At 62.3% G+C, this 18,127-nt stretch carries 17 protein-coding genes; 3 read left to right on the forward strand and 14 right to left on the reverse strand.

The window, feature by feature from the left end; translation table 11 throughout:
- From GTP69_RS29485 to GTP69_RS29535, 11 genes are all read right to left on the reverse strand, one after another.
- Nucleotides 1-1,631: methyl-accepting chemotaxis protein (locus tag GTP69_RS29485; protein WP_161058202.1), on the reverse strand; the 1,631-nt coding region annotated here is incomplete at its 3' end.
- A gap of 126 nt (nt 1,632-1,757) precedes the next feature.
- Entirely contained in the window at nt 1,758-2,255 is a 498-nt protein-coding gene (locus tag GTP69_RS29490) for a chemotaxis protein CheW (RefSeq protein ID WP_161048115.1), read from the reverse strand.
- 9 nt (nt 2,256-2,264) lie between these two features.
- A complete protein-coding gene (gene cheA / locus GTP69_RS29495) occupies nt 2,265-4,451 on the reverse strand; it encodes a chemotaxis protein CheA (RefSeq protein WP_161058203.1) in 2,187 nt (728 codons plus the stop codon).
- A gap of 41 nt (nt 4,452-4,492) precedes the next feature.
- Nucleotides 4,493-4,858, reverse strand: coding sequence for a response regulator (locus GTP69_RS29500; RefSeq protein WP_110848818.1), 366 nt, complete (start codon nt 4,856-4,858; stop codon nt 4,493-4,495).
- 34 nt (nt 4,859-4,892) lie between these two features.
- Nucleotides 4,893-5,441 (reverse strand): chemotaxis protein, encoded by a 549-nt coding sequence (locus GTP69_RS29505; protein WP_161058204.1) that lies wholly within the window; start codon nt 5,439-5,441, stop codon nt 4,893-4,895.
- A gap of 35 nt (nt 5,442-5,476) precedes the next feature.
- Nucleotides 5,477-6,433 carry a flagellar motor protein MotB gene (motB, locus tag GTP69_RS29510; RefSeq protein WP_161058205.1) on the reverse strand — a complete coding sequence of 319 codons (957 nt, stop codon included), beginning with the start codon at nt 6,431-6,433 and terminating at the stop codon, nt 5,477-5,479.
- 37 nt (nt 6,434-6,470) lie between these two features.
- Nucleotides 6,471-7,331 carry a flagellar motor stator protein MotA gene (motA, locus tag GTP69_RS29515; RefSeq protein ID WP_110848821.1) on the reverse strand — a complete coding sequence of 287 codons (861 nt, stop codon included), beginning with the start codon at nt 7,329-7,331 and terminating at the stop codon, nt 6,471-6,473.
- A gap of 130 nt (nt 7,332-7,461) precedes the next feature.
- Entirely contained in the window at nt 7,462-8,190 is a 729-nt protein-coding gene (locus tag GTP69_RS29520; RefSeq protein ID WP_161058212.1) for a class I SAM-dependent methyltransferase, read from the reverse strand.
- Nucleotides 8,191-8,270: 80 nt separating this feature from the next.
- Nucleotides 8,271-8,819 (reverse strand): flagellar transcriptional regulator FlhC, encoded by a 549-nt coding sequence (gene flhC / locus GTP69_RS29525; RefSeq protein WP_161048121.1) that lies wholly within the window; start codon nt 8,817-8,819, stop codon nt 8,271-8,273.
- An 18-nt stretch (nt 8,820-8,837) separates the two neighbouring features.
- The gene (gene flhD, locus GTP69_RS29530; RefSeq protein WP_090177486.1) at nt 8,838-9,155 is read right to left on the reverse strand and encodes a flagellar transcriptional regulator FlhD; all 318 of its coding nucleotides are present in this window, start codon (nt 9,153-9,155) and stop codon (nt 8,838-8,840) included.
- A gap of 303 nt (nt 9,156-9,458) precedes the next feature.
- Nucleotides 9,459-9,698, reverse strand: coding sequence for a hypothetical protein (locus GTP69_RS29535; RefSeq protein ID WP_161058206.1), 240 nt, complete (start codon nt 9,696-9,698; stop codon nt 9,459-9,461).
- Nucleotides 9,699-9,722: 24 nt separating this feature from the next.
- On the opposite strand from GTP69_RS29535, the gene kynU reads away from it, so the two are divergent.
- Genes kynU through GTP69_RS29550 form a run of 3 tightly spaced genes read left to right on the forward strand, consistent with a single transcriptional unit; the run spans nt 9,723 to nt 12,532 of the window.
- The gene (gene kynU / locus GTP69_RS29540) at nt 9,723-10,964 is read left to right on the forward strand and encodes a kynureninase (RefSeq protein ID WP_161058207.1); all 1,242 of its coding nucleotides are present in this window, start codon (nt 9,723-9,725) and stop codon (nt 10,962-10,964) included.
- Between the two features lie 16 nt (nt 10,965-10,980).
- Nucleotides 10,981-11,856 carry a tryptophan 2,3-dioxygenase gene (gene kynA, locus GTP69_RS29545; protein ID WP_161058208.1) on the forward strand — a complete coding sequence of 292 codons (876 nt, stop codon included), beginning with the start codon at nt 10,981-10,983 and terminating at the stop codon, nt 11,854-11,856.
- A 55-nt stretch (nt 11,857-11,911) separates the two neighbouring features.
- On the forward strand, nt 11,912-12,532 hold the full coding sequence (locus GTP69_RS29550) for a CHRD domain-containing protein (protein WP_229261209.1): 621 nt from the start codon (nt 11,912-11,914) through the stop codon (nt 12,530-12,532).
- A 2-nt stretch (nt 12,533-12,534) separates the two neighbouring features.
- Here GTP69_RS29550 and GTP69_RS29555 read toward each other — a convergent pair whose 3' ends face one another.
- The 3 genes from GTP69_RS29555 to GTP69_RS29565 all read right to left on the reverse strand — a co-directional run bounded on the left by GTP69_RS29555 (nt 12,535) and on the right by GTP69_RS29565 (nt 18,030).
- Nucleotides 12,535-14,517 carry a CocE/NonD family hydrolase gene (locus GTP69_RS29555; RefSeq protein ID WP_161058209.1) on the reverse strand — a complete coding sequence of 661 codons (1,983 nt, stop codon included), beginning with the start codon at nt 14,515-14,517 and terminating at the stop codon, nt 12,535-12,537.
- A gap of 60 nt (nt 14,518-14,577) precedes the next feature.
- On the reverse strand, nt 14,578-16,488 hold the full coding sequence (gene htpG, locus GTP69_RS29560; RefSeq protein ID WP_161058210.1) for a molecular chaperone HtpG: 1,911 nt from the start codon (nt 16,486-16,488) through the stop codon (nt 14,578-14,580).
- 75 nt (nt 16,489-16,563) lie between these two features.
- Entirely contained in the window at nt 16,564-18,030 is a 1,467-nt protein-coding gene (locus GTP69_RS29565) for an aminotransferase-like domain-containing protein (protein WP_161058211.1), read from the reverse strand.
- Nucleotides 18,031-18,127: the final 97 nt, after the last annotated feature.

The following is an 18,127-nucleotide window of genomic DNA, read 5'->3' on the forward strand; positions in this document are numbered from 1 at the left end:
GCCGCAATGGCCGGCGTCCGTTTCGGCGCGGCGGCCGGCTTGGCCACGGCGCGCTGCGGCGCCGGTGCGCGGCGCACAGCCGTGTCATGCGACAGCTTGAAGATGCTGACCGCCTGCGACAGCAATTCGGCCTGCTCCTGCATGCTTTCCGCCGCCGCCGCCGCCTCTTCCACCAGGGCCGCATTCTGCTGCGTCATCTCGTCCATCTGCGAAATCGCCTGATTGACTTCCTCGATGCCGTTGCTCTGCTCCTGGGTAGCGGCGGTAATCTCGCCCATGATGTCGGCCACCTGGCGGATCGACGTCACGATCAGGTCCATGGTCTGGCCGGCCTCGTCCACCAGCTTGCTGCCGGCATCGACCTTGTCCACCGAATCGGTGATCAGCTCTTTAATTTCCTTGGCTGCACCGGCCGAACGCTGCGCCAGGTTGCGCACTTCCGACGCCACCACCGCAAAGCCGCGGCCCTGCTCGCCGGCGCGGGCCGCTTCCACCGCCGCATTCAGCGCCAGGATGTTGGTCTGGAAGGCGATACCGTCAATCACCGAAATAATATCGGCAATCTTGCGCGACGATTCGGTAATCGAACCCATGGTCTGCACCACTTGCGACACCACGGTGCCGCCCTTCTCCGCCACCGACGACGCCGATACCGCCAACTGATTGGCCTGGCGCGCATTGTCGGCATTCTGTTTGACGGTCGAGGTCAGCTCTTCCATCGATGACGCCGTCTCTTCCAGCGAACTGGCCTGCGATTCGGTGCGGGCCGACAAATCGGCATTGCCGGACGCGATTTCCTGCGACGCCGTCGAAATCAACTCAGTGCCGGTACGCACATCGCCCACCGTCTTGGCCAGGCTCTCGTTCATGTCCTTCAGCGCCTGCAACAGTTCGCTGGTTTCATCCTGGCCGGTGACCTGCACGTCCGAGGTCAGTTCGCCGCTGGCCACTTTCTGCGCCACTTCCACCGCGCCCGACAACGGCACCGTGATCGAACGGGTAATAATCGTCGCGCACACCACGCCCAGCGCCACCGCCACGCCGCCCAGCACGAACAGCACCACCATCAGGCCGCGGTCCGAGGTGACCGAGCTGTCCATCACTTCCTCGGCATTGGCGCGCTGCATGGCGACCAGCTTGTTGATCTGCACCAGCGTCTGCGTATTCAGCGGGTCGATGCGGCCGGAAATCACCTTGGCGCCGCCTTCGCTGTTAAACGCCAGAATCTGGCCGATGGCTTCCTTGAAGGCGGTGTTGGTATCGGCGTCCAGCACGCTGATATCGGCCAGCACTTTCTTCTCGTTGTCGTTCAGGCCCAGCGCCTTCAGATCGGCCAGCGCCTTCTCGTAACGGGCGCGCTGGTCTTTCACTTTCTGCTCTTCCTTCTGCATCAGGCTGACGTCCGATTGCAGGCCGATGTTACGCATGGCGATACCGGTTTCCAGCATCGCACTCTTCATCACGTCGGCTTGCAGGTTCTTGGCCGTCGCGGTTTCCAGTCCCTTGGTCAGCTTGTTTTTGTTGCTGTAATTAAGGTAGTTGGTCATCAGCACAATGGCCACCAGGATCAGCAAAATAATGCCGAAACCGATGCGCAGCCGTGCGCCGATCTTGAAGTCGCGTAAGTTCATGTGGTACTCCCCTCTGTCTGTGCTCTATCGTCGTGTGGCGGCGCGTCCTTCTTTTTGGGACACGTCCGTGTACTGCAAGGGGCCGGCGCGGGGTTGAGGCGCCGGCGGGGCGGGCTAGGCTGAAACTTAAGCGGCCGCCAGCTGGTCCATCAAACCCATTTCCGGGCTGGACATCAGCTTGTCGATGTTAACCAGGATCAGCATGCGCTCGTCGATGGTGCCGAGGCCGATCATATAGTCGGTGCTGAAGGCGGTGCCCATTTCCGGCGCCGGCTTCACTTGTTCCGGGGTCAGCGTGGTCACGTCCGACACCGAGTCCACCACCATGCCGACGATGCGGCCGTTGATGTTGAGGATGATGACCACGGTGAACTGGTCGTACACCGGATCGCCGAGGTTGAACTTGATGCGCATGTCCACCACCGGAATGATGATGCCGCGCAGATTGATCACACCCTTGATGAACTCGGGCGCGTTGGCGATGCGGGTCACCGCTTCGTAGCCGCGGATTTCCTGCACCTTCAGGATGTCGATGCCGTACTCTTCCGTACCAAGCTTGAAGGCCAGGTATTCGTGGCCGGCGATTTCGTTGGCCTGTGCGACGTTGGATTGGATCTCTGCCATGATGGCCCCCTATGAAGAAAAAATTGATTCGTCGGCCAGCTGGCGCGACGAGCGTATCAGCGCGGCCACATCCAGGATCAGCGATACGCCGCCGTCGCCCAGGATGGTTGCGCCGGAAATGCCGGCTACTTTGCGGTAATTGGATTCCAGGTTCTTGACCACCACCTGCTGCTGACCGACCAGGTCGTCGACGAACAGGCCGGCCTTGCGGCCGTCGGTCTCGACGATGATGACGATGCCCTGGCACGGATCGGTAAAGCGCGGCGCGATGTCGAACATCTGGTGCAGCGGCACCAGCGGCAGGTACTCGCCGCGCACCTTGATGACGCGGCCCTTGCCACTGATTTCCTTGACGTCTTCCGGCACCGGCTGCAGCGATTCGATCACGAAGCCCAGCGGCAGGATATAAATCTCGTCGCCGACGCGGATCGACATACCATCCAGAATCGCCAGTGTCAGCGGCAACGAAATCGAGATGGTGGTGCCGAAGCCCTTGGCCGAGCGGATGTCGACCACGCCGCCCATGGCGGTGATGTTACGCTTGACCACGTCCATACCGACACCGCGTCCCGACACGTCGGTCACCACGTCGGCAGTCGAGAAGCCCGGTGCGAAGATCAGCTGCCAGACTTCGGCGTCGCTCATGTTTTCCGTTACCGGCAGGCCGTTCTGCACCGCCTTGGCCAGGATGCGCTCGCGGTTCAAGCCGCCGCCGTCATCCGACACTTCGATGATGATGTTGCCGCCCTGGTGCGAGGCCGACAGGAACAGACGGCCGGCATCGCTCTTGCCGCCGGCGCGCCGCACTTCCGGCATTTCGATGCCGTGGTCGATCGAGTTGCGCACCAGGTGCGTCAGCGGATCGACGATGCGCTCGATCAGGCCCTTGTCCAGTTCGGTGGCGGCGCCATTGGTGATGAAGTCGACCTTCTTGCCCAGCTTGTGCGCCAGGTCGCGCACCATGCGCGGGAAGCGCGAGAACACGAAGTCCATCGGCATCATGCGGATCGACATCACCGCTTCCTGCAGGTCGCGGGTATTGCGGGTCAGCTGGCCGACGCTGTTGAGCAGGCGCTCGTGCACCATCGGGTCCAGCGTATCGACGCGCTGCTCGATCATCGCTTGCGTGATGACCAGCTCGCCGACCAGGTTGATCAGCTGGTCGACCTTCTCGATCGAGACGCGAATCGAGGCCGACTCGGCGCCGGCGTGGGCAGGCGCCTTCTCTTTTTCCTTCTCTTCCTTCTTGACGACTTTCTTTTCTTCTTCCGGCGGCGTTTCGATCACGATACCGGCGGCGGCGCGGATCTGTTCGACCGGCTGGAAGAAGCCGTAGCCCTGCGCATCTTCGCTGCCGGCGGCGGCGTTGGCGCGGATTTCGTCCAGCGGCTGGAAGAAGCCATAGCCCTCGCCGGCGGCGGCGGGCTTGAGTTCGGTAGTGTCGAAGAAACCGTAACCGAGGTCAGCCTCGACCTGGTTGCGCGCGGCCCGTTCCTTTTCCGCCTGCGCGTCGTCCAGCGCCGGCAGTTCGGTGACAATCATGTCGTCCGGATTCAGCACGAAGGAGCAGATGGCAATGACGTCGTCCAGGCTCTCATGCGTGGTGACCAGCATGGCGTTGCGGTCCTTGTCCAGCGGCGTGATCGAGACGTGGCCCATCAGGCCCAGTTCCTCGCCCAGCGCCTGCACCTCGCGGTGCGGCATGGCCGGCAGTTCCAGGCGGTAGCGGCGGCCGCCGCTGTGATCGACCACCTTGGTTTCGACCGCATTGTAGGCCGGCGCGACCGGCGCCAGCGCCACCACCGGCACGTCCTGCGCCAGCGATTGCAGCATCATGCGCACATTGCCGACCGCGTCCTGATCGACGGCGCTGCCCAGACGGTGACCGTCCAGCTGCATCTTGAGGATGTCCTTGGCGGCCAGGAAGGCGTCCACGTGTTCGCCGGTCAACGCCATCTCGCCTTTGCGGATGCGGTCCAGCAGGGTTTCCAGCACGTGCGTGATTTCGCTCATGTCGGTCACGCCAAACGTGGAGGCGCCGCCCTTGACCGAGTGGGCGGTGCGGAAGATCGCGTTCAGATCCTCGGCATCGGGGGCGTCCAGATCGACGGCCAGCAGCAGCCGCTCCATTTCAGCCAGCAGCTCCTCGGCCTCATCGAAAAAGACCTGATAAAACTGGCTTATATCGATGGTCATGGGGATACTCCGTTACGTTCGCTTCGCATCATGACGCCTTATCAGCCGATGACCTTTTTGACGACTTCGATCAGCCGCTGCGGATCGAAAGGTTTGACCAGCCAGCCATTGGCGCCGGCGGCGCGGCCCTTGGCCTTCATCTCGTCGGACGATTCGGTGGTCAGCATCAGGATGGGAGTCTTGGCGTAGCTCGGCAGCTCGCGCAGCAGCTTGATCAGTTGCAGGCCGTCCATGCGCGGCATATTCTGGTCGGTCAGCACCAGGTCGACGTTCTGCAGCTTGGCTTTTTCCAGGCCTTCCTGGCCGTCTACCGCTTCCACCACCTGGTAGCCGGCCGCCTTCAGGCTGAACGCCACCATCTGGCGCAGGGAGCTGGAATCATCAACTGCAAGTATAGTCTTGGCCATCTTTATCTCTCTTGTAAATCACGTTATATAGTTGTTAGAACAGCTCGATGTCGCCGCTCTCCAGGTGTTGCTGACTGACTGCCTTGCGCAACACGCTGCGCAATTCCAAACTCTGTATCGCCAGCGCCATGCTGACCTTGCCCAGCAGCTCGACGATCTGTTCGTTGTCGCTCTCGGGCAGCATCTCGTCGCCATGGGCGCCCAGCGTGCCGAGGAACTCGCGCAAGCCGGTCACGCGTTTCAGCGTGCGGTCCAGCAGCTGGCTGGTCATGTCCTGGAATTGCAGGCTGGTGATGGCGGCATTCACATAGCCGCCGACCTGCCCTTGCAGCGCCTCCAGTTGGGCGCGCTGCTCGGGGGTCGCGGTGCCGCCTCGCAGCAGCAGCTGGATGGTGGCCTGCTCAGCCTCCACCGTCTTATGGATCGCCATGAAGTTGAAGGACAGCTTTTCAATCGCTTCCTCCAGCAGCAGGCCGGTCTGGATCAGGTCGGTCTCGACTTCGGTCAGATGCCGGCGACCGTGGTCAGCCACGCCGGACAGCAGGCGCTTGACGTGGGACCCCAGAATTTTTTTTCTCGTCATAACAGTCTCGTTTACTTCTGTTTACTTCTACTGGCTTATTTGCGGACCGGCGGGCCGGACGGCTTGCCCTGGGCCGCCGCTGCGGGGGCGATCTCGGCAGCATCCTCGGCGTCGCCGACCTCGATCTTGCGGCCGTCGCGCAGCACATTGTCTTCGGCCTTGCGGTTCATGACGACGATGCTGATGCGGCGGTTGATCGGATTGAACGGATCGGCTTTGTCGAGGTTGATGGCCGAGGCCAGCCCGACCACACGCAAGACCTTGGAATCCTGCATGCCGCCGACGATCAGCTCGCGGCGCGAGGCGTTGGCGCGGTCGGCCGACAATTCCCAGTTGCTGTAGCCGGCGTCGCTCATATACGGCGTCGAATCGGTGTGGCCGGACAGGCTGATGCGGTTCGGCACGTCGTTCAGCACGAAGCCAATCTCGTGCAGGATGTCCTTGGTGTACGGTTGCAGCTCGGCCTTGGCCAGCGCGAACATCGGCCGGTTCTGCTCGTCGACGATCTGGATCCGCAAGCCTTCGCTGGTGATGTCCAGCAGCAGCTGGTCCTTGTATTTCTTCAGCAGCGGGTTGGCCTCGATCTTGTTCTCGATCCGTTCTTTGAGCGCTTTCAGGCGCTGGTTTTCTTCCGCTTCCATGGCGGCCTTGGCGGCCGTCAAGTTATAGGTCTTCTTGACCTGCGGATCGTCGCTGGCCTTGACCTGGCCGTCGGTACGGGTCAAGTCCTTGCCGCCGCCCTTGATCACCGACGAGCTGTCGCCGCTGCCGGAGCCGCCGCCCATCGCCACTTTCAGCGGCGTTTTAAAGTATTCGGAGATGCCGTTGAGGTCGCCCTTGGTGGTCGAACCCAGCAACCACATCAGCAGGAAGAACGCCATCATCGCCGTCACGAAGTCGGCGTAGGCGATCTTCCAGGCGCCGCCGTGGTGACCGCCGCCGCCCTTCTTGATGCGCTTGACGATAATCGGCCGCAATCCCTCTTCAGCCATGATTCATCCTTAAACTAGTGAAATTGCGCGGCATGGCTTACTTCGACTTGGATTTCTTGATGTGGTCTTCCAGCTCGTTGAAGGTCGGGCGCTCGGTCGAGTACAGCACCTTGCGGCCGAATTCCACCGCCAGCGCCGGCGCGTAGCCGTTCAAGCTGGCCAACAGCGTGACTTTCACGCACTGGTACATTTTGGTCGACTCTTCCAGCTTCTGTTCCAGCAGGCTGGACAGCGGACCGACGAAGCCGTAGGCCAGCAGAATACCGAGGAAGGTACCGACCAGCGCGTGCGCGATCAGGATGCCCAGCTCGGCCGGCGGCAAGCCCACCGATTCCATGGTGTGCACCACGCCCATCACCGCCGCCACGATACCGAACGCCGGCATGCCGTCGCCCAGCTTGGCGATGGCGTGGGCCGGTGCGGCGCCCTCGTGGTGGTGGGTCTCGATCTCCATGTCCATCAGGTTCTCGATCTGGAACGCATCCATATTCCCCGACACCATCAGGCGCAGGTAATCGGTCATGAATTCGACGATGTGATGGTCTTCCAGCACGCTCGGGTACTTGCTGAACAGCGGACTTTGCTCCGGGCTGTCGATATCGCCTTCGATCGACATCAGGCCTTCCTTGCGGACCTTGGACAGCACGTCGAACAGCAGCGACATCAGTTCCATGTACAGGTCTTTGGTGTAGCGCGAACCCTTGAACAGGGTCGGAATCGCGCCCAGCGTGGCTTTCAGGGTCTTGCCGTTGTTACCGACCAGGAAGGCGCCGACAGCGCCGCCGCCGATCATGACCAGCTCCAGCGGCTGAATCAGCACGGCCATGTGCCCGCCGCTGGCGGCATAGCCGCCGAACACGCCGAGCAGGACCACTACATATCCGATGATGACTAACAAGTGTTCTGACTCCCCAGAGCGAAAACCGGCCGAATTGTGACGAAGTGGGCCGGTTTTTCAAGAATTTACATATAGAACTACAATAGCCTGACTAAGGGGGAGCGGGCAAGTGAATAACGTCAAATGATGCTTAAAAGTACCATATATAGAGGGGAATTTCGCGCTCTGTGGCTCTAATGATGCTATCTGGTGTTCTTTCCTCAATGACAAATTCATAGCTCACAAGCATCGAACCAGGACACATTTCAGCGGCCGCCTTGCGCCACAATCCGGACATGGCAGCTGGTGACAGATAAGCAAATACCATGTCGAACTGGCTAAAATCCAGGCTTTCGTAGTCGCCCCGCAGGAAGCGGGCACGACTGCCGACCAACCGTGCCCGCAGCCAGCTGACCAGCCACGGCAGCGGCGCCAGCTCGATGCCGATGGCCTCGGCGTCCGGCCGCACCCGCGCCAGGTACAGGGTCAGGCCGCCGAGGCCGCTACCGATATCGATCACGCGTGGCGCAGCGCCTTGGCGGGTCGGCAACAGCTGTCGTACCGCATCCCACACGGCCGGACCGGACGGGTAATACGGCACCTGGGTGCGGAACGTCGACCAGTACCAGCCCAACAGCAGCAAAAACACCGCGCCGAACAGCCACGATGGCAGGTTCAGCGCCAACGCGGCCAGCACCGCCAGCGGAAACAGCAGCTGGATCGCGCGCCACCAGGCCGCCAGCGCCAGCTTCCAGGTGAGCGCGGCCGCCAGCAGGCCCTGCACTACGGCCACGGTCAGATAATCGACGGGGAAACGAAAACTGGCCATCACATAAATGATGGCCAGCGTGAGCGGCATGGCGCCGCACTGGATCAGCATGGCCTGCACGGCGGGCGCGCGGGCGATGCGTTGCAAGGAAGGTAAGTTCACGCGGCGTATTATGCCCGCGATTGCACGACTTAGGCGGCCAGCGCCTCGACTTCGCGTGCTTTTTTGGTCTTGCCGGCGCGCGACGGCATGTGACACAGGCCGCAAACGTAGCTGCCATGCAGGTCCATGGCGTTGACCACGAATTTGCCCTGGCATTTGCCGCATGGGGCGGTTTCCAGCATTTTGCTGCTGAAGAAGCGCACCAGGGTCCAGGCGCGGGTCAGCGACAGCAGCGGTTCTTCGCCCGGTTCCGGCGGCATTTGTTCGAGGTACAGCTTGTAGGCCTTCATCACCGCTTCAACGCCCGTGGCGCCGGCGTGGGTCACTAGGAAGCTATGGATGTTGATGAACAGCGAGGAATGGATATTCGGTTGCCAGGTCAGGAACCAGTCGGTCGAGAACGGCAGCATACCTTTCGGCGGCGATACACCCTTCAGCTCTTTGTACAGCTTGAGCAGGCGTTCGCGCGACAGCGACACTTCCGACTCCAGCAGTTGCAGGCGGGCGCCCAACTGGATCAGTTCGATGGCCAGCTGGATTTCCTGGGCTTCCGTTACAACGCTTTTCTTGGCGGCCATGATCTGAGCTCCTGACGATTAAACGATTTCTTCGACCGGCTGGCCGGCCATCAGGATGGCGGCGTGCGACTGGGCCAGCACGCGGTCTTTGTTGTAGTTCGTCAGCATCGACAGGATGGCGCTGTCGTCGAAGCGGAAGCGGGCCAGCATCATGTTGCCGCCTGCCAGTTTGAGAATCTGCGCGTTGCTCATGCCTTCGATCAGGTCGGCGATTTCAGCAGCGATGCCGAGACGGAAGATTGCGGTGACTTTGTCGGCGCGGATCATCTGCTGAGCCAGCATCAGGTAGCTCAGGTTGGCGTCGCGAATTTCGGCCATCATATCGTTTGCAGTCATTTTCCCACTCCTAGCGTTTTTCTCTCGTTGGAACACGTTTGCGTTTCCATTGAGATACATTCTGCTTGAGCAACAAAAAGCGGAGAAGAGGTGACTCTCCGTATTTTAGGTCGGGAAATAGCGGGTGCGACCTGTCGGTGTTTGTCTTACAAACACTCGCAGATCGGTCTCCACGCCCTTGCGGCGTAGGTTTCTTGCGGGATACAAGTTTTCAAAACATCCCTTTTTAAATCGAAAAATAAAGCGGCAAAGCGACTCTTTTTTGCGACATCTAAACCGGTAACGGCAGCCTTTTGAGGAACTTTAGGGTTTTTGCGAAATATTTTTAAATTTTTTCGCCCCTACCGCCGGATTAGCGATGCACGGTTTTCTGCGCATCTTGAAACTGGTAACGGCAGTGATTGAGGGAACTTTAGGGGTTTTTTGAAAAAAATCGAAAATAATTTCAAAAACCCCGGAAAGCGAGTATTCATGCGGGTTTACTGCGCTTGGGGTCAGACCCGCAGGGGGGGGCTGACCCCGGCTTTTTGGGTTAAACTTCAACTTTCTCCTCAAGCAATTACCCCAATGACAACCCGCACCCACTGCCTGGAACGCGACGCCGAAGACGCCCTGGCCCCGCTTCGCGATCAGTTCGACCTGCCTGCCGGCGTTATTTATCTGGATGGCAACTCTCTCGGCGCCCGCCCTAAAGCCGCCCTCGCCCGCGCCCAGCACGTCATCGCCCAGGAATGGGGGCACGACCTGATCCGCAGCTGGAATAGCGCCGGCTGGTTCGACCTGCCTAAACGCCTCGGTAACCGACTGGCCCCGCTGATCGGCGGCCTGGACGGCGAAGTAGTGGTCACGGATACAACTTCCGTCAACCTGTTCAAAGCGCTGGCCGCCGCGCTGCACATGCAGTCGGCCGAGGCCGGCCGCCGCGTCATCGTCACCGAACGCGCCAACTTCCCGACCGATATCTATATGGCCGAAGGCCTGACCAAGTGGCTGGACCGGGGTTACAGCATCAAACTGATCGACAGCCCGGACGAACTGCCGGCCGTCATCGGCGCCGACACGGCCGTCGTCATGCTGACCCACGTCAACTACCGCACCGGTTATCAATACGACATGCAGACCACCAGCGCCCTCGCCCACGCGAACGGCGCGCTGATCGTCTGGGATCTGGCGCACTCGGCCGGCGCCGTGCCGGTCGACCTGAACGCCGACGGCGCCGACCTGGCCGTGGGCTGCACCTATAAATACCTGAACGGCGGCCCCGGCGCGCCGGCCTTCATCTGGGTGCCGAAGAAACACCAGGCCGCCTTCCAGCAGCCGCTGTCCGGCTGGTGGGGTCACGCCGCGCCGTTCGCCATGGCGCCGCACTATACGCCGACCGACGGCATCGGCCGCGCGCTGTGCGGCACCCAGCCCATCGTCTCGCTGGCGATGGTCGAATGCGGCCTCGACGTGCACCACCAGACCAGCATGGCCGCCATCCGCGCCAAGTCGCTGGCGTTGACCGACCTGTTCATCGAACTGGTGGAAGCCCGCTGCGGCAGCCATCCGCTGGCGCTCGTGACGCCGCGCGAGCATGCGCGCCGCGGCAGCCAGGTCAGCTTCACCCATCCGCACGGCTATGCGGTGATGGCGGCCCTGATCGCGCGCGGCGTCATCGGCGACTACCGCGAACCGGCCATCATGCGCTTCGGCTTTACGCCGCTGTACACCAGCTACGCCGACGTGTGGGATGCGGTCGAGATCCTGCGCGACATCCTGGACCGCCAGGACTACAACGTCGACGCCAAGCGCGACGCCGTCACCTGAAAACGAGATAAACAATATGAGCGAAAACAAACCCGCCAGCGGCTGTCCGATGCATGCGACCGCGCCAGCCGGCGACGCCGAGTGGCATGGCGCGCAAATGGACTTCAGTAACAAGATGAGTTACGGCGACTACCTGGGCCTGGAAAAAATCCTGCACGCCCAGCACCCGCTGTCGCCCAACCATAATGAGATGCTGTTCATCGTCCAGCACCAGACCAGCGAACTGTGGATGAAGCTGATGCTGCACGAGATGCGCGCCGTGCGCATCCACCTGCGCGCCGGCGACCTGCCGCCGGCCTTCAAGATGCTGGCCCGCGTGGCCCGCATCATGGACCAGCTGGTGCACGCCTGGGACGTGCTGGCCACCATGACGCCGCCCGAATACACCGCCATCCGCCCTTACCTGGGCGCCTCGTCCGGCTTCCAGTCCTACCAGTACCGCGAGATTGAATTCATCCTGGGGAACAAGAACGCCGCGCTGCTCAACGTCCACGCCGGCACGCCGGAATTCCCGCTGCTGGAAGAGTCGCTGAATACGCCGTCGCTGTACGCCGAAGCGATCCACCTGCTGGCGCGTCACGGCCTGCCGATTTCCGCCGAACGCCTGAACGCCGACCCGGCCCTGCCGACCGTGGCCGACGCCTCGGTGCAGCAGGCCTGGTTGCAAGTCTACGGCGACACCACGCGCTACTGGGCGCTGTACGAGCTGGCTGAAAAACTGGTGGACATGGAAACCGCGTTCCGCTTCTGGCGCTTCCGCCATGTCACCACGGTTGAGCGCATCATCGGCTTCAAGACCGGCACCGGCGGCACGGCCGGCGTCAGCTACCTGCGCAAGATGCTGGACGTGGTGCTATTCCCAGAACTGTTCGCGCTGCGTACCGAACTCTGACGACGGAACTTGAGCGCGGCGGCCCTCTCTAAGCTAAACACTTGGGAGGAACATCATGACTCAACAACGCATCAGCACCTGGACAGCGGCAGCAATGCTGTGCGCCGCCACGGCGGCCGTCGGCACAGCCAGTGCGGCCACCTATACCACCATTCTCACCGGGCCAAAGGAAGCGCCGCCCAATACCTCGACCGGGATCGGCGCGGCGGCGGTGCAGTTCGACGCCGGCACCCACGTGCTGGTGGTCAACGCCGCCTTCAGCGCACTGCTGGGCGACAGCACCGCAGCCCACATCCACTGCTGCACCGATGCGCCGGGTCTGGGCACCGCCGGTGTCGCCACCGAGACGCCGACCTTCGGCGACTTTCCGCTGGGCGTGCAGACCGGCGCCTACAGCCATTCCTTCAACACCTCGCTGGCGGCCAGCTGGAATCCCGCCTTCCTGAGCGCTAACGGCGGCACCACGGCCGGCGCCGAAGCGGCCTTCCTGGCCGGGCTGAATGCCGGCCAGGCCTACCTCAATATCCACAGCACCAGCTATCCTGCCGGCGAGATTCGCGGCTTCCTGGCGCTGGCGCCGATAAGCGCCGTGCCGGAGCCGGGCAGCTTCGCCATGCTGGGCATAGGCCTGCCGGCCATGCTGATGCTGGCGCGGCGCCGCCGCAACAAGACCTGACGCTATTTCACGCTGGCGCCTACCAACGGCAGTTCGATAAAGCTGTCGTGGTAGATGCGCTGGGTCGCCTTCTTGTAATCCGCCGGCTTCGCGTAGAAGATATTCGGCACGAAGGTCTGCGGGTTGCGGTCGTACAGCGGGAACCAGCTGGACTGGATCTGCACCATGATGCGGTGCCCCGGCAGGAACACGTGATTGGCCGTCGGCAGCGCAAAGTTGTAAGGCAGCGCCTTGTCGGCGGCAATCGGCCTGGCCGTGGCAAAACCCTCGCGATAGCGGCCACGGAAGATATCGGCCGAAATCATCAGCTGATAGCCGCCCATCTCCGGCTGCGCCGCCACCTGGTCCGGATAGACGTCGATCAGCTTGACCACCCAGTCGGCATCCGTGCCGCTGGTGGAAGCCAGCAGGTGCGCCACCGGTTCGCCGCTGATCTTCACCGGCGCCGTCAGCACGCCGGTGGTGTAGGTCAGCACATCGGTGCGGCCGGAAGCTTCGCGCTGATCGTCCACCAGCCAGCGCGGCCAGGTCTGGCCCTTGGCCTCGTCGTAGCCATACGGCGGAATCGGCCGCTGGCGGTACGGCACCGGCTTGGCCGGATCGGCCACATATTCATCGTAGTCATTTCTCTGCGCGGGCTTGGACAGCGTGACCGGCGCGGTATTGGTCAGCGTCGCCTTGCCGTCGGCCGACAACTTCAGCGTGCCCGGCGCGATAAAGCAGCCGCTGACGCAGCCGGCCGGCCAGCTATTCAGCGCGCGCCATTTGTTGGTGCCGGTCTCGAACGCCGTCACCGGTGCGATCTTGGCCGCCAGCGCTTCCGGCGACGGCTCGTCCTTCAGATAGCGCTCGAGGAACGGCATCAGCACCTCTTCGCGGAAGTGCAGCCCCGTGTCGCTGTTGAAGCGGATCGGTCCCAGCTTGCTGCCGTCGCCATCCTGGCCGCCGTGATTCCACGGCCCCATTGCCAGGAACACCTTGTTGTCCTTGTCGTTCGGCTTGATCGCCTTGTAGACCGCAATGGCGCCGTAGATATCTTCCGCGTCCCACAGGCTGTGCACCAGCAGCGTCGGCACCGTCACCGGCTGCTTGGCCAGCAGGGTATCGACGGCCTGGCTTTGCCAGAATTCGTCATAGGCAGGATGGGCCGCCAGCTTGCGCCAGAAGCCACTCTGCTCGACGCCGCGCTGGCGTGCCAGCTCCCCGGCCGAGCCGGCGCGCATGAAAGTATCGTAATCGTCGTAATGGCTGGTGAACCAGTGCGCGTCGTTGCGGCGCGTGACCACCTGCTCCATGATGTAGGACAGGTTAATCTGCCGGAACGCGCCGTTGTGGAACCAGTCGTCGCCGCGCCAGCCGTCCACCATGGGATTCATCGGCACCGCCACCTTCAGCGCCGGATGCGGATTGACCAGCGCGATCAGCGGCAGATAGCCGTCATACGAACCGCCGATGATGCCCACCTTGCCGTTCGACTCCGGCACATTCTTGCTGAGCCAATCGAGCGTGTCCCAGGTGTCGGTGGAGTGATCGACCGGCGTCGGATTGAACGGCGTGCCGGCCATCGGCCGGTTCATCACGTAATCGCCCTCGGAGCCGTATTTGCCGCGCACATCCTGCACCACGCGGATATAGCCGCCCTTGACGATCACGTCCGGCATATTGTCATAGCCCAGCAGGACCGATTCCATCTGCGAGCTTTCCGCATGCGCGGTCATGTCGGCGGCGTTGTACGGCGTGCGCGTCAACAGCATCGGCGCGTGATTGGCCTTGCGCGGGATAAGCAGGACAGTATTGAGTTTGACGCCGTCGCGCATCGGTATCATCACCGTGCGGCGGACGAAGTCGAAGCTATCGACCGGCGCCTTGAATTCTTCCGGCGTTTCGCTCGGCAGCGCGGGATAGAGCGGCGCTTGTTGCGCCATGCTGGCGTGGATGGAAAAAACGCCGGCCACCAGGACCAGCGTCAATGCGGATTTCTTCATGGACGCCCCGGAATATTGTGAAACCATAAAGTATCACAACAGGCCGGGGCGCGGCAGCGCTTATTTTGCCAACAACAGCTCGTTCAGGCGCTTGACGAAAGTGGCCGGGTCGCTCAGCGAACCGCCTTCGGCCAGCAAGGCCTGATCGAACAGGATGTTGGACCAGTCGCTGAAGGAGCTGGCCACGTCTTCGTTTTTCAGGCGCTGCACCAGCGGGTGGTCCGGATTGATTTCCAGGATAGGCTTGGATTCCGGCGCATCCTGGCCGGCCGCCTTCAGCATGCGCAGCAGGTTACCCGACAGCTCGTTCTCGTCCGCCACCAGGCAGGCTGGCGAATCGGTCAGGCGGAAGGTCACGCGCACGTCCTTGGCTTTGTCGGCCAGCGCTTCCTTCATTTTCCCGACCAGATCCTTGTACGAGGTTTCGGTCTCTTCGTGTTCCTTCTTCTCGGCTTCATCTTCCAGTGCGCCCAGATCCAGGCCGCCTTTGGCCACCGATACCAGCTCCTTGCCTTCGAACTCGGTCAGGAACGACAGCATCCACTCGTCCACGCGGTCGGTCAGCAGCAGCACTTCGACGCCCTTCTTGCGGAAGATTTCCAGGTGCGGGCTGTTTTTCGCGGCGATGTAGTTATCGGCGGTCACGTAGTAGATCTTGTCCTGGCCTTCCTTGACGCGCGACAGATACTGCTCCAGCGAGGTGATTTGCTGGTCGTTGTCGTTGGCGGTCGAAGCAAAGCGCAGCAGCTTGGCCAGACGGTCCTTGTTGGTCGCGTCTTCGCCGATGCCCTCTTTCAGCACCTGGCCGAATTCGGTCCAGAAGGTCTGGTACTTGTCTTTCTTCTCTTGCTCGTCGGCGTTGGCCAGTTCTTCCAGCATGCCGATCACGCGCTTGGTCGAACCATCGCGAATCACCTTGACGTCGCGCGACTCCTGCAAAATCTCGCGCGAGACGTTCAGCGGCAGGTCGGCCGAGTCGATCACGCCTTTGACGAAGCGCAGATAGGTCGGCATCAGCTGCTCGGCATCGTCCATGATGAACACGCGCTTGACGTACAGCTTGATGCCGCCACGCTTGTTGCGGTCCCACAGGTCGAACGGCGCCTTGGCCGGGATGTACAGCAGCTGGGTGTATTCGCTGCGGCCTTCCACGCGGTTGTGGGTGTGCGTCAGCGGCGCGGCGAAGTCGTGCGACACGTGTTTATAGAACTCGTCGTACTGCTCCGGCGTGATGTCGGATTTGCTGCGGGCCCACAGCGCGCTGGCCTGGTTGACGGTTTCCAGTTCGTCCTTGGCGACGGTTTCCTTCTTCTCTTCGTCCCATTCTTCTTTCTGCATCACGATCGGCAGCGAGATGTGGTCGGAGTATTTACGGATGATAGACTGGATCTTCCACGACGACAGCAGCTCGTCCTCGCCTTCGCGCAGGTGCAGGATGATGTCGGTGCCACGGCCGACTTTTTCGATCTGCTCGATCGAATAGTCGCCCTGGCCTTCCGACTCCCAGCGCACGCCTTCCGACGCTGGCGCGCCGGCGCGGCGGGTTTCGACGGTGATCTTGTCGGCGACGATGAAGCCCGAGTAGAAGCCAACGCCGAACTGGCCGATCAGGGCCGCGTCCTGCTGCTGGTCGCCCGACAGCTTGCCGAAGAATTCCTTGGTGCCCGACTTGGCGATGGTGCCCAGGTGCGAGATGGCTTCTTCGCGGCTCATGCCGATGCCGTTGTCGGAGATGGTGATGGTGCGCGCAGCCTTGTCGAACGAGACCTTGATTTTCAGCTCATGGTCGTTGCCGTACAGGGCGTCGTTGTTGATCGCTTCAAAACGCAGCTTGTCCGAAGCGTCGGAGGCGTTGGAGATCAATTCGCGCAGGAAGATCTCTTTGTTCGAGTACAGGGAGTGAATCATCAGCTGCAGCAGCTGTTTCACTTCGGCCTGGAATCCTAGGGTTTGTTTTTCGGTGTCAGCCATTTTGTTTGGAATAGTCTTTTGGTTAAGATTTCATGAAAGTGGGGATTATAAGAGGCTTTTCAAGACCCGGGATGGTCAACTGAGCTCCCGTTCAAGGAAACGCCACACGGCCGGCTCCTGCATCGCCGCCACGTTGAGCCGCATGCGGGTCGATGGCAGCTGCTTGGGCGAGAACAGGCTGCCCGGCGCCAGCAGCAGGTTCTGCGCCATGGCGCGCTCGGTCAGCACATTGGTGTCGCAGCCGGCATCGGCCCAGACGAACATGCCGGCCGACGGCGAACCGTCCACTTTCAGGCCGACGCGCTCCATCTGGCGCAGCGTCTTGGCGCGGATGCCGTCCAGCCGCGCGCGCAGGCGGTCGGCGTGTTTGCGGTAGGAGCCTTCGGACAGCACTTTATACACGACCCGTTCGCCGATATCGCTGGTGGTCAGCGTCGACAGCATCTTGCGGTCTGCCAGGCGCTCGGCGCGCTCCGGCGAGGTGGCGATGAAGCCGACCCGCAGGTTGGCGGCCATGGTCTTGGAGAAGCCGCTCAGGTAGATCACCCGCTGCAACTGATCCAGCGCCGATAGCCGCGTGGCCGGCTGCACCGCGCTGCCGGGGTGCAGGTCGCAGTAGATATCGTCTTCCACGATGATGAAGTCATGCTCCTCGGCCAGCCGCAGCACCTGGAACGCCTTGGCTGCCGACAGCGAGGTGGAACTGGGGTTGTGCAGCACCGAGTTGATGATGTACAGCTTGGGCTTGTGCAGCGCCGCCAGTTCGGCCAGCCGCGCGATGTCCGGGCCATCGCCCAGGCGCGGGATGCCGACCACCTTGGCGCCCAGCGCGGCGAAGGAGCCAAACATCAGGAACCACGCCGGGTCGTCGACGAAGATGGTGTCGCCGGGGCGACTGAATTCGCGCGCCACCAGGTCCAGCGCCTGGGTTACGCCGACGGTGGTAATAATCTGCTCGGGTGCGGCGGCGATTTCCAGTTCGGCCAATTTGTGCTGCAACTGCTGGCGCAGCGGCAGGAAGCCTTGCGGCACGCCGTAGCTTAATAATAACGACGGGTTCTGGCGGCTGACGGCGCGTAGCGCGTTGGCGATGGTCGGGCCGTCCAGCCAGTCGGGCGGCAGCACGCCGGAGCCGGGCATTTGCTGGTGCGGCATCTGGCGGAACATATTCCGCACCAGCCAGACCACGTCGATCGGCTTGGCGTCGAAGCCGGATTGCGCGCCGCGCGATGCACCGCCCGCGCCCAGCGCGCCGAACGCGCCGCCCCCCGCCGCCAGATCGGCCGCATTAAGCGCCATCGCCGGCCGCTCACGCACGAAGAAGCCGGCGCCGCGGCGCGATTCCAGGTAGCCGGTGGCCACCAGCTTGTCGTAGGCGGCTACCACGGTGAAAGCCGACACGCCGTGCGACGCCGCAAACGCCCGGATAGACGGCATGCGCGCGCCGCCGCGCAGCAAGCGGTCATCGATCCGCGCCGCCACCGAGCGCACGATCTGGTCGATCAGCGTCTCTCCCGACTCGCGCAACAGCAAACCAAGCATCGGCCCCGCCCCGCGCCCTGTCCCAGCTGCGGCATCAACGGCGGACGGCGTGCGGGTCGGCCCACGCGGGGTGGCGGCCGGCACCGGCACCGGCACC

Source organism: Duganella levis, assembly GCF_009857605.1.
In the GTDB taxonomy this organism is placed as follows: domain Bacteria; phylum Pseudomonadota; class Gammaproteobacteria; order Burkholderiales; family Burkholderiaceae_D; genus Rugamonas; species Rugamonas levis.

Bases quoted from the DNA above. Each gene is read 5' to 3' on its own strand.
- GTP69_RS29490 (WP_161048115.1), bottom strand. From the start codon at position 2,255: ATGGCAGAGATCCAATCCAACGTCGCACAGGCCAACGAAATCGCCGGC.
- cheA (WP_161058203.1), bottom strand. From the start codon at position 4,451: ATGACCATCGATATAAGCCAGTTTTATCAGGTCTTTTTCGATGAGGCC.
- GTP69_RS29500 (WP_110848818.1), bottom strand. From the start codon at position 4,858: ATGGCCAAGACTATACTTGCAGTTGATGATTCCAGCTCCCTGCGCCAG.
- GTP69_RS29505 (WP_161058204.1), bottom strand. From the start codon at position 5,441: ATGACGAGAAAAAAAATTCTGGGGTCCCACGTCAAGCGCCTGCTGTCC.
- motB (WP_161058205.1), bottom strand. From the start codon at position 6,433: ATGGCTGAAGAGGGATTGCGGCCGATTATCGTCAAGCGCATCAAGAAG.
- GTP69_RS29520 (WP_161058212.1), bottom strand. From the start codon at position 8,190: ATGCTGATCCAGTGCGGCGCCATGCCGCTCACGCTGGCCATCATTTAT.
- flhC (WP_161048121.1), bottom strand. From the start codon at position 8,819: ATGGCCGCCAAGAAAAGCGTTGTAACGGAAGCCCAGGAAATCCAGCTG.
- flhD (WP_090177486.1), bottom strand. From the start codon at position 9,155: ATGACTGCAAACGATATGATGGCCGAAATTCGCGACGCCAACCTGAGC.
- kynU (WP_161058207.1), top strand. From the start codon at position 9,723: ATGACAACCCGCACCCACTGCCTGGAACGCGACGCCGAAGACGCCCTG.
- kynA (WP_161058208.1), top strand. From the start codon at position 10,981: ATGAGCGAAAACAAACCCGCCAGCGGCTGTCCGATGCATGCGACCGCG.
- GTP69_RS29550 (WP_229261209.1), top strand. From the start codon at position 11,912: ATGACTCAACAACGCATCAGCACCTGGACAGCGGCAGCAATGCTGTGC.
- GTP69_RS29555 (WP_161058209.1), bottom strand. From the start codon at position 14,517: ATGAAGAAATCCGCATTGACGCTGGTCCTGGTGGCCGGCGTTTTTTCC.
- htpG (WP_161058210.1), bottom strand. From the start codon at position 16,488: ATGGCTGACACCGAAAAACAAACCCTAGGATTCCAGGCCGAAGTGAAA.
- GTP69_RS29565 (WP_161058211.1), bottom strand. From the start codon at position 18,030: ATGCTTGGTTTGCTGTTGCGCGAGTCGGGAGAGACGCTGATCGACCAG.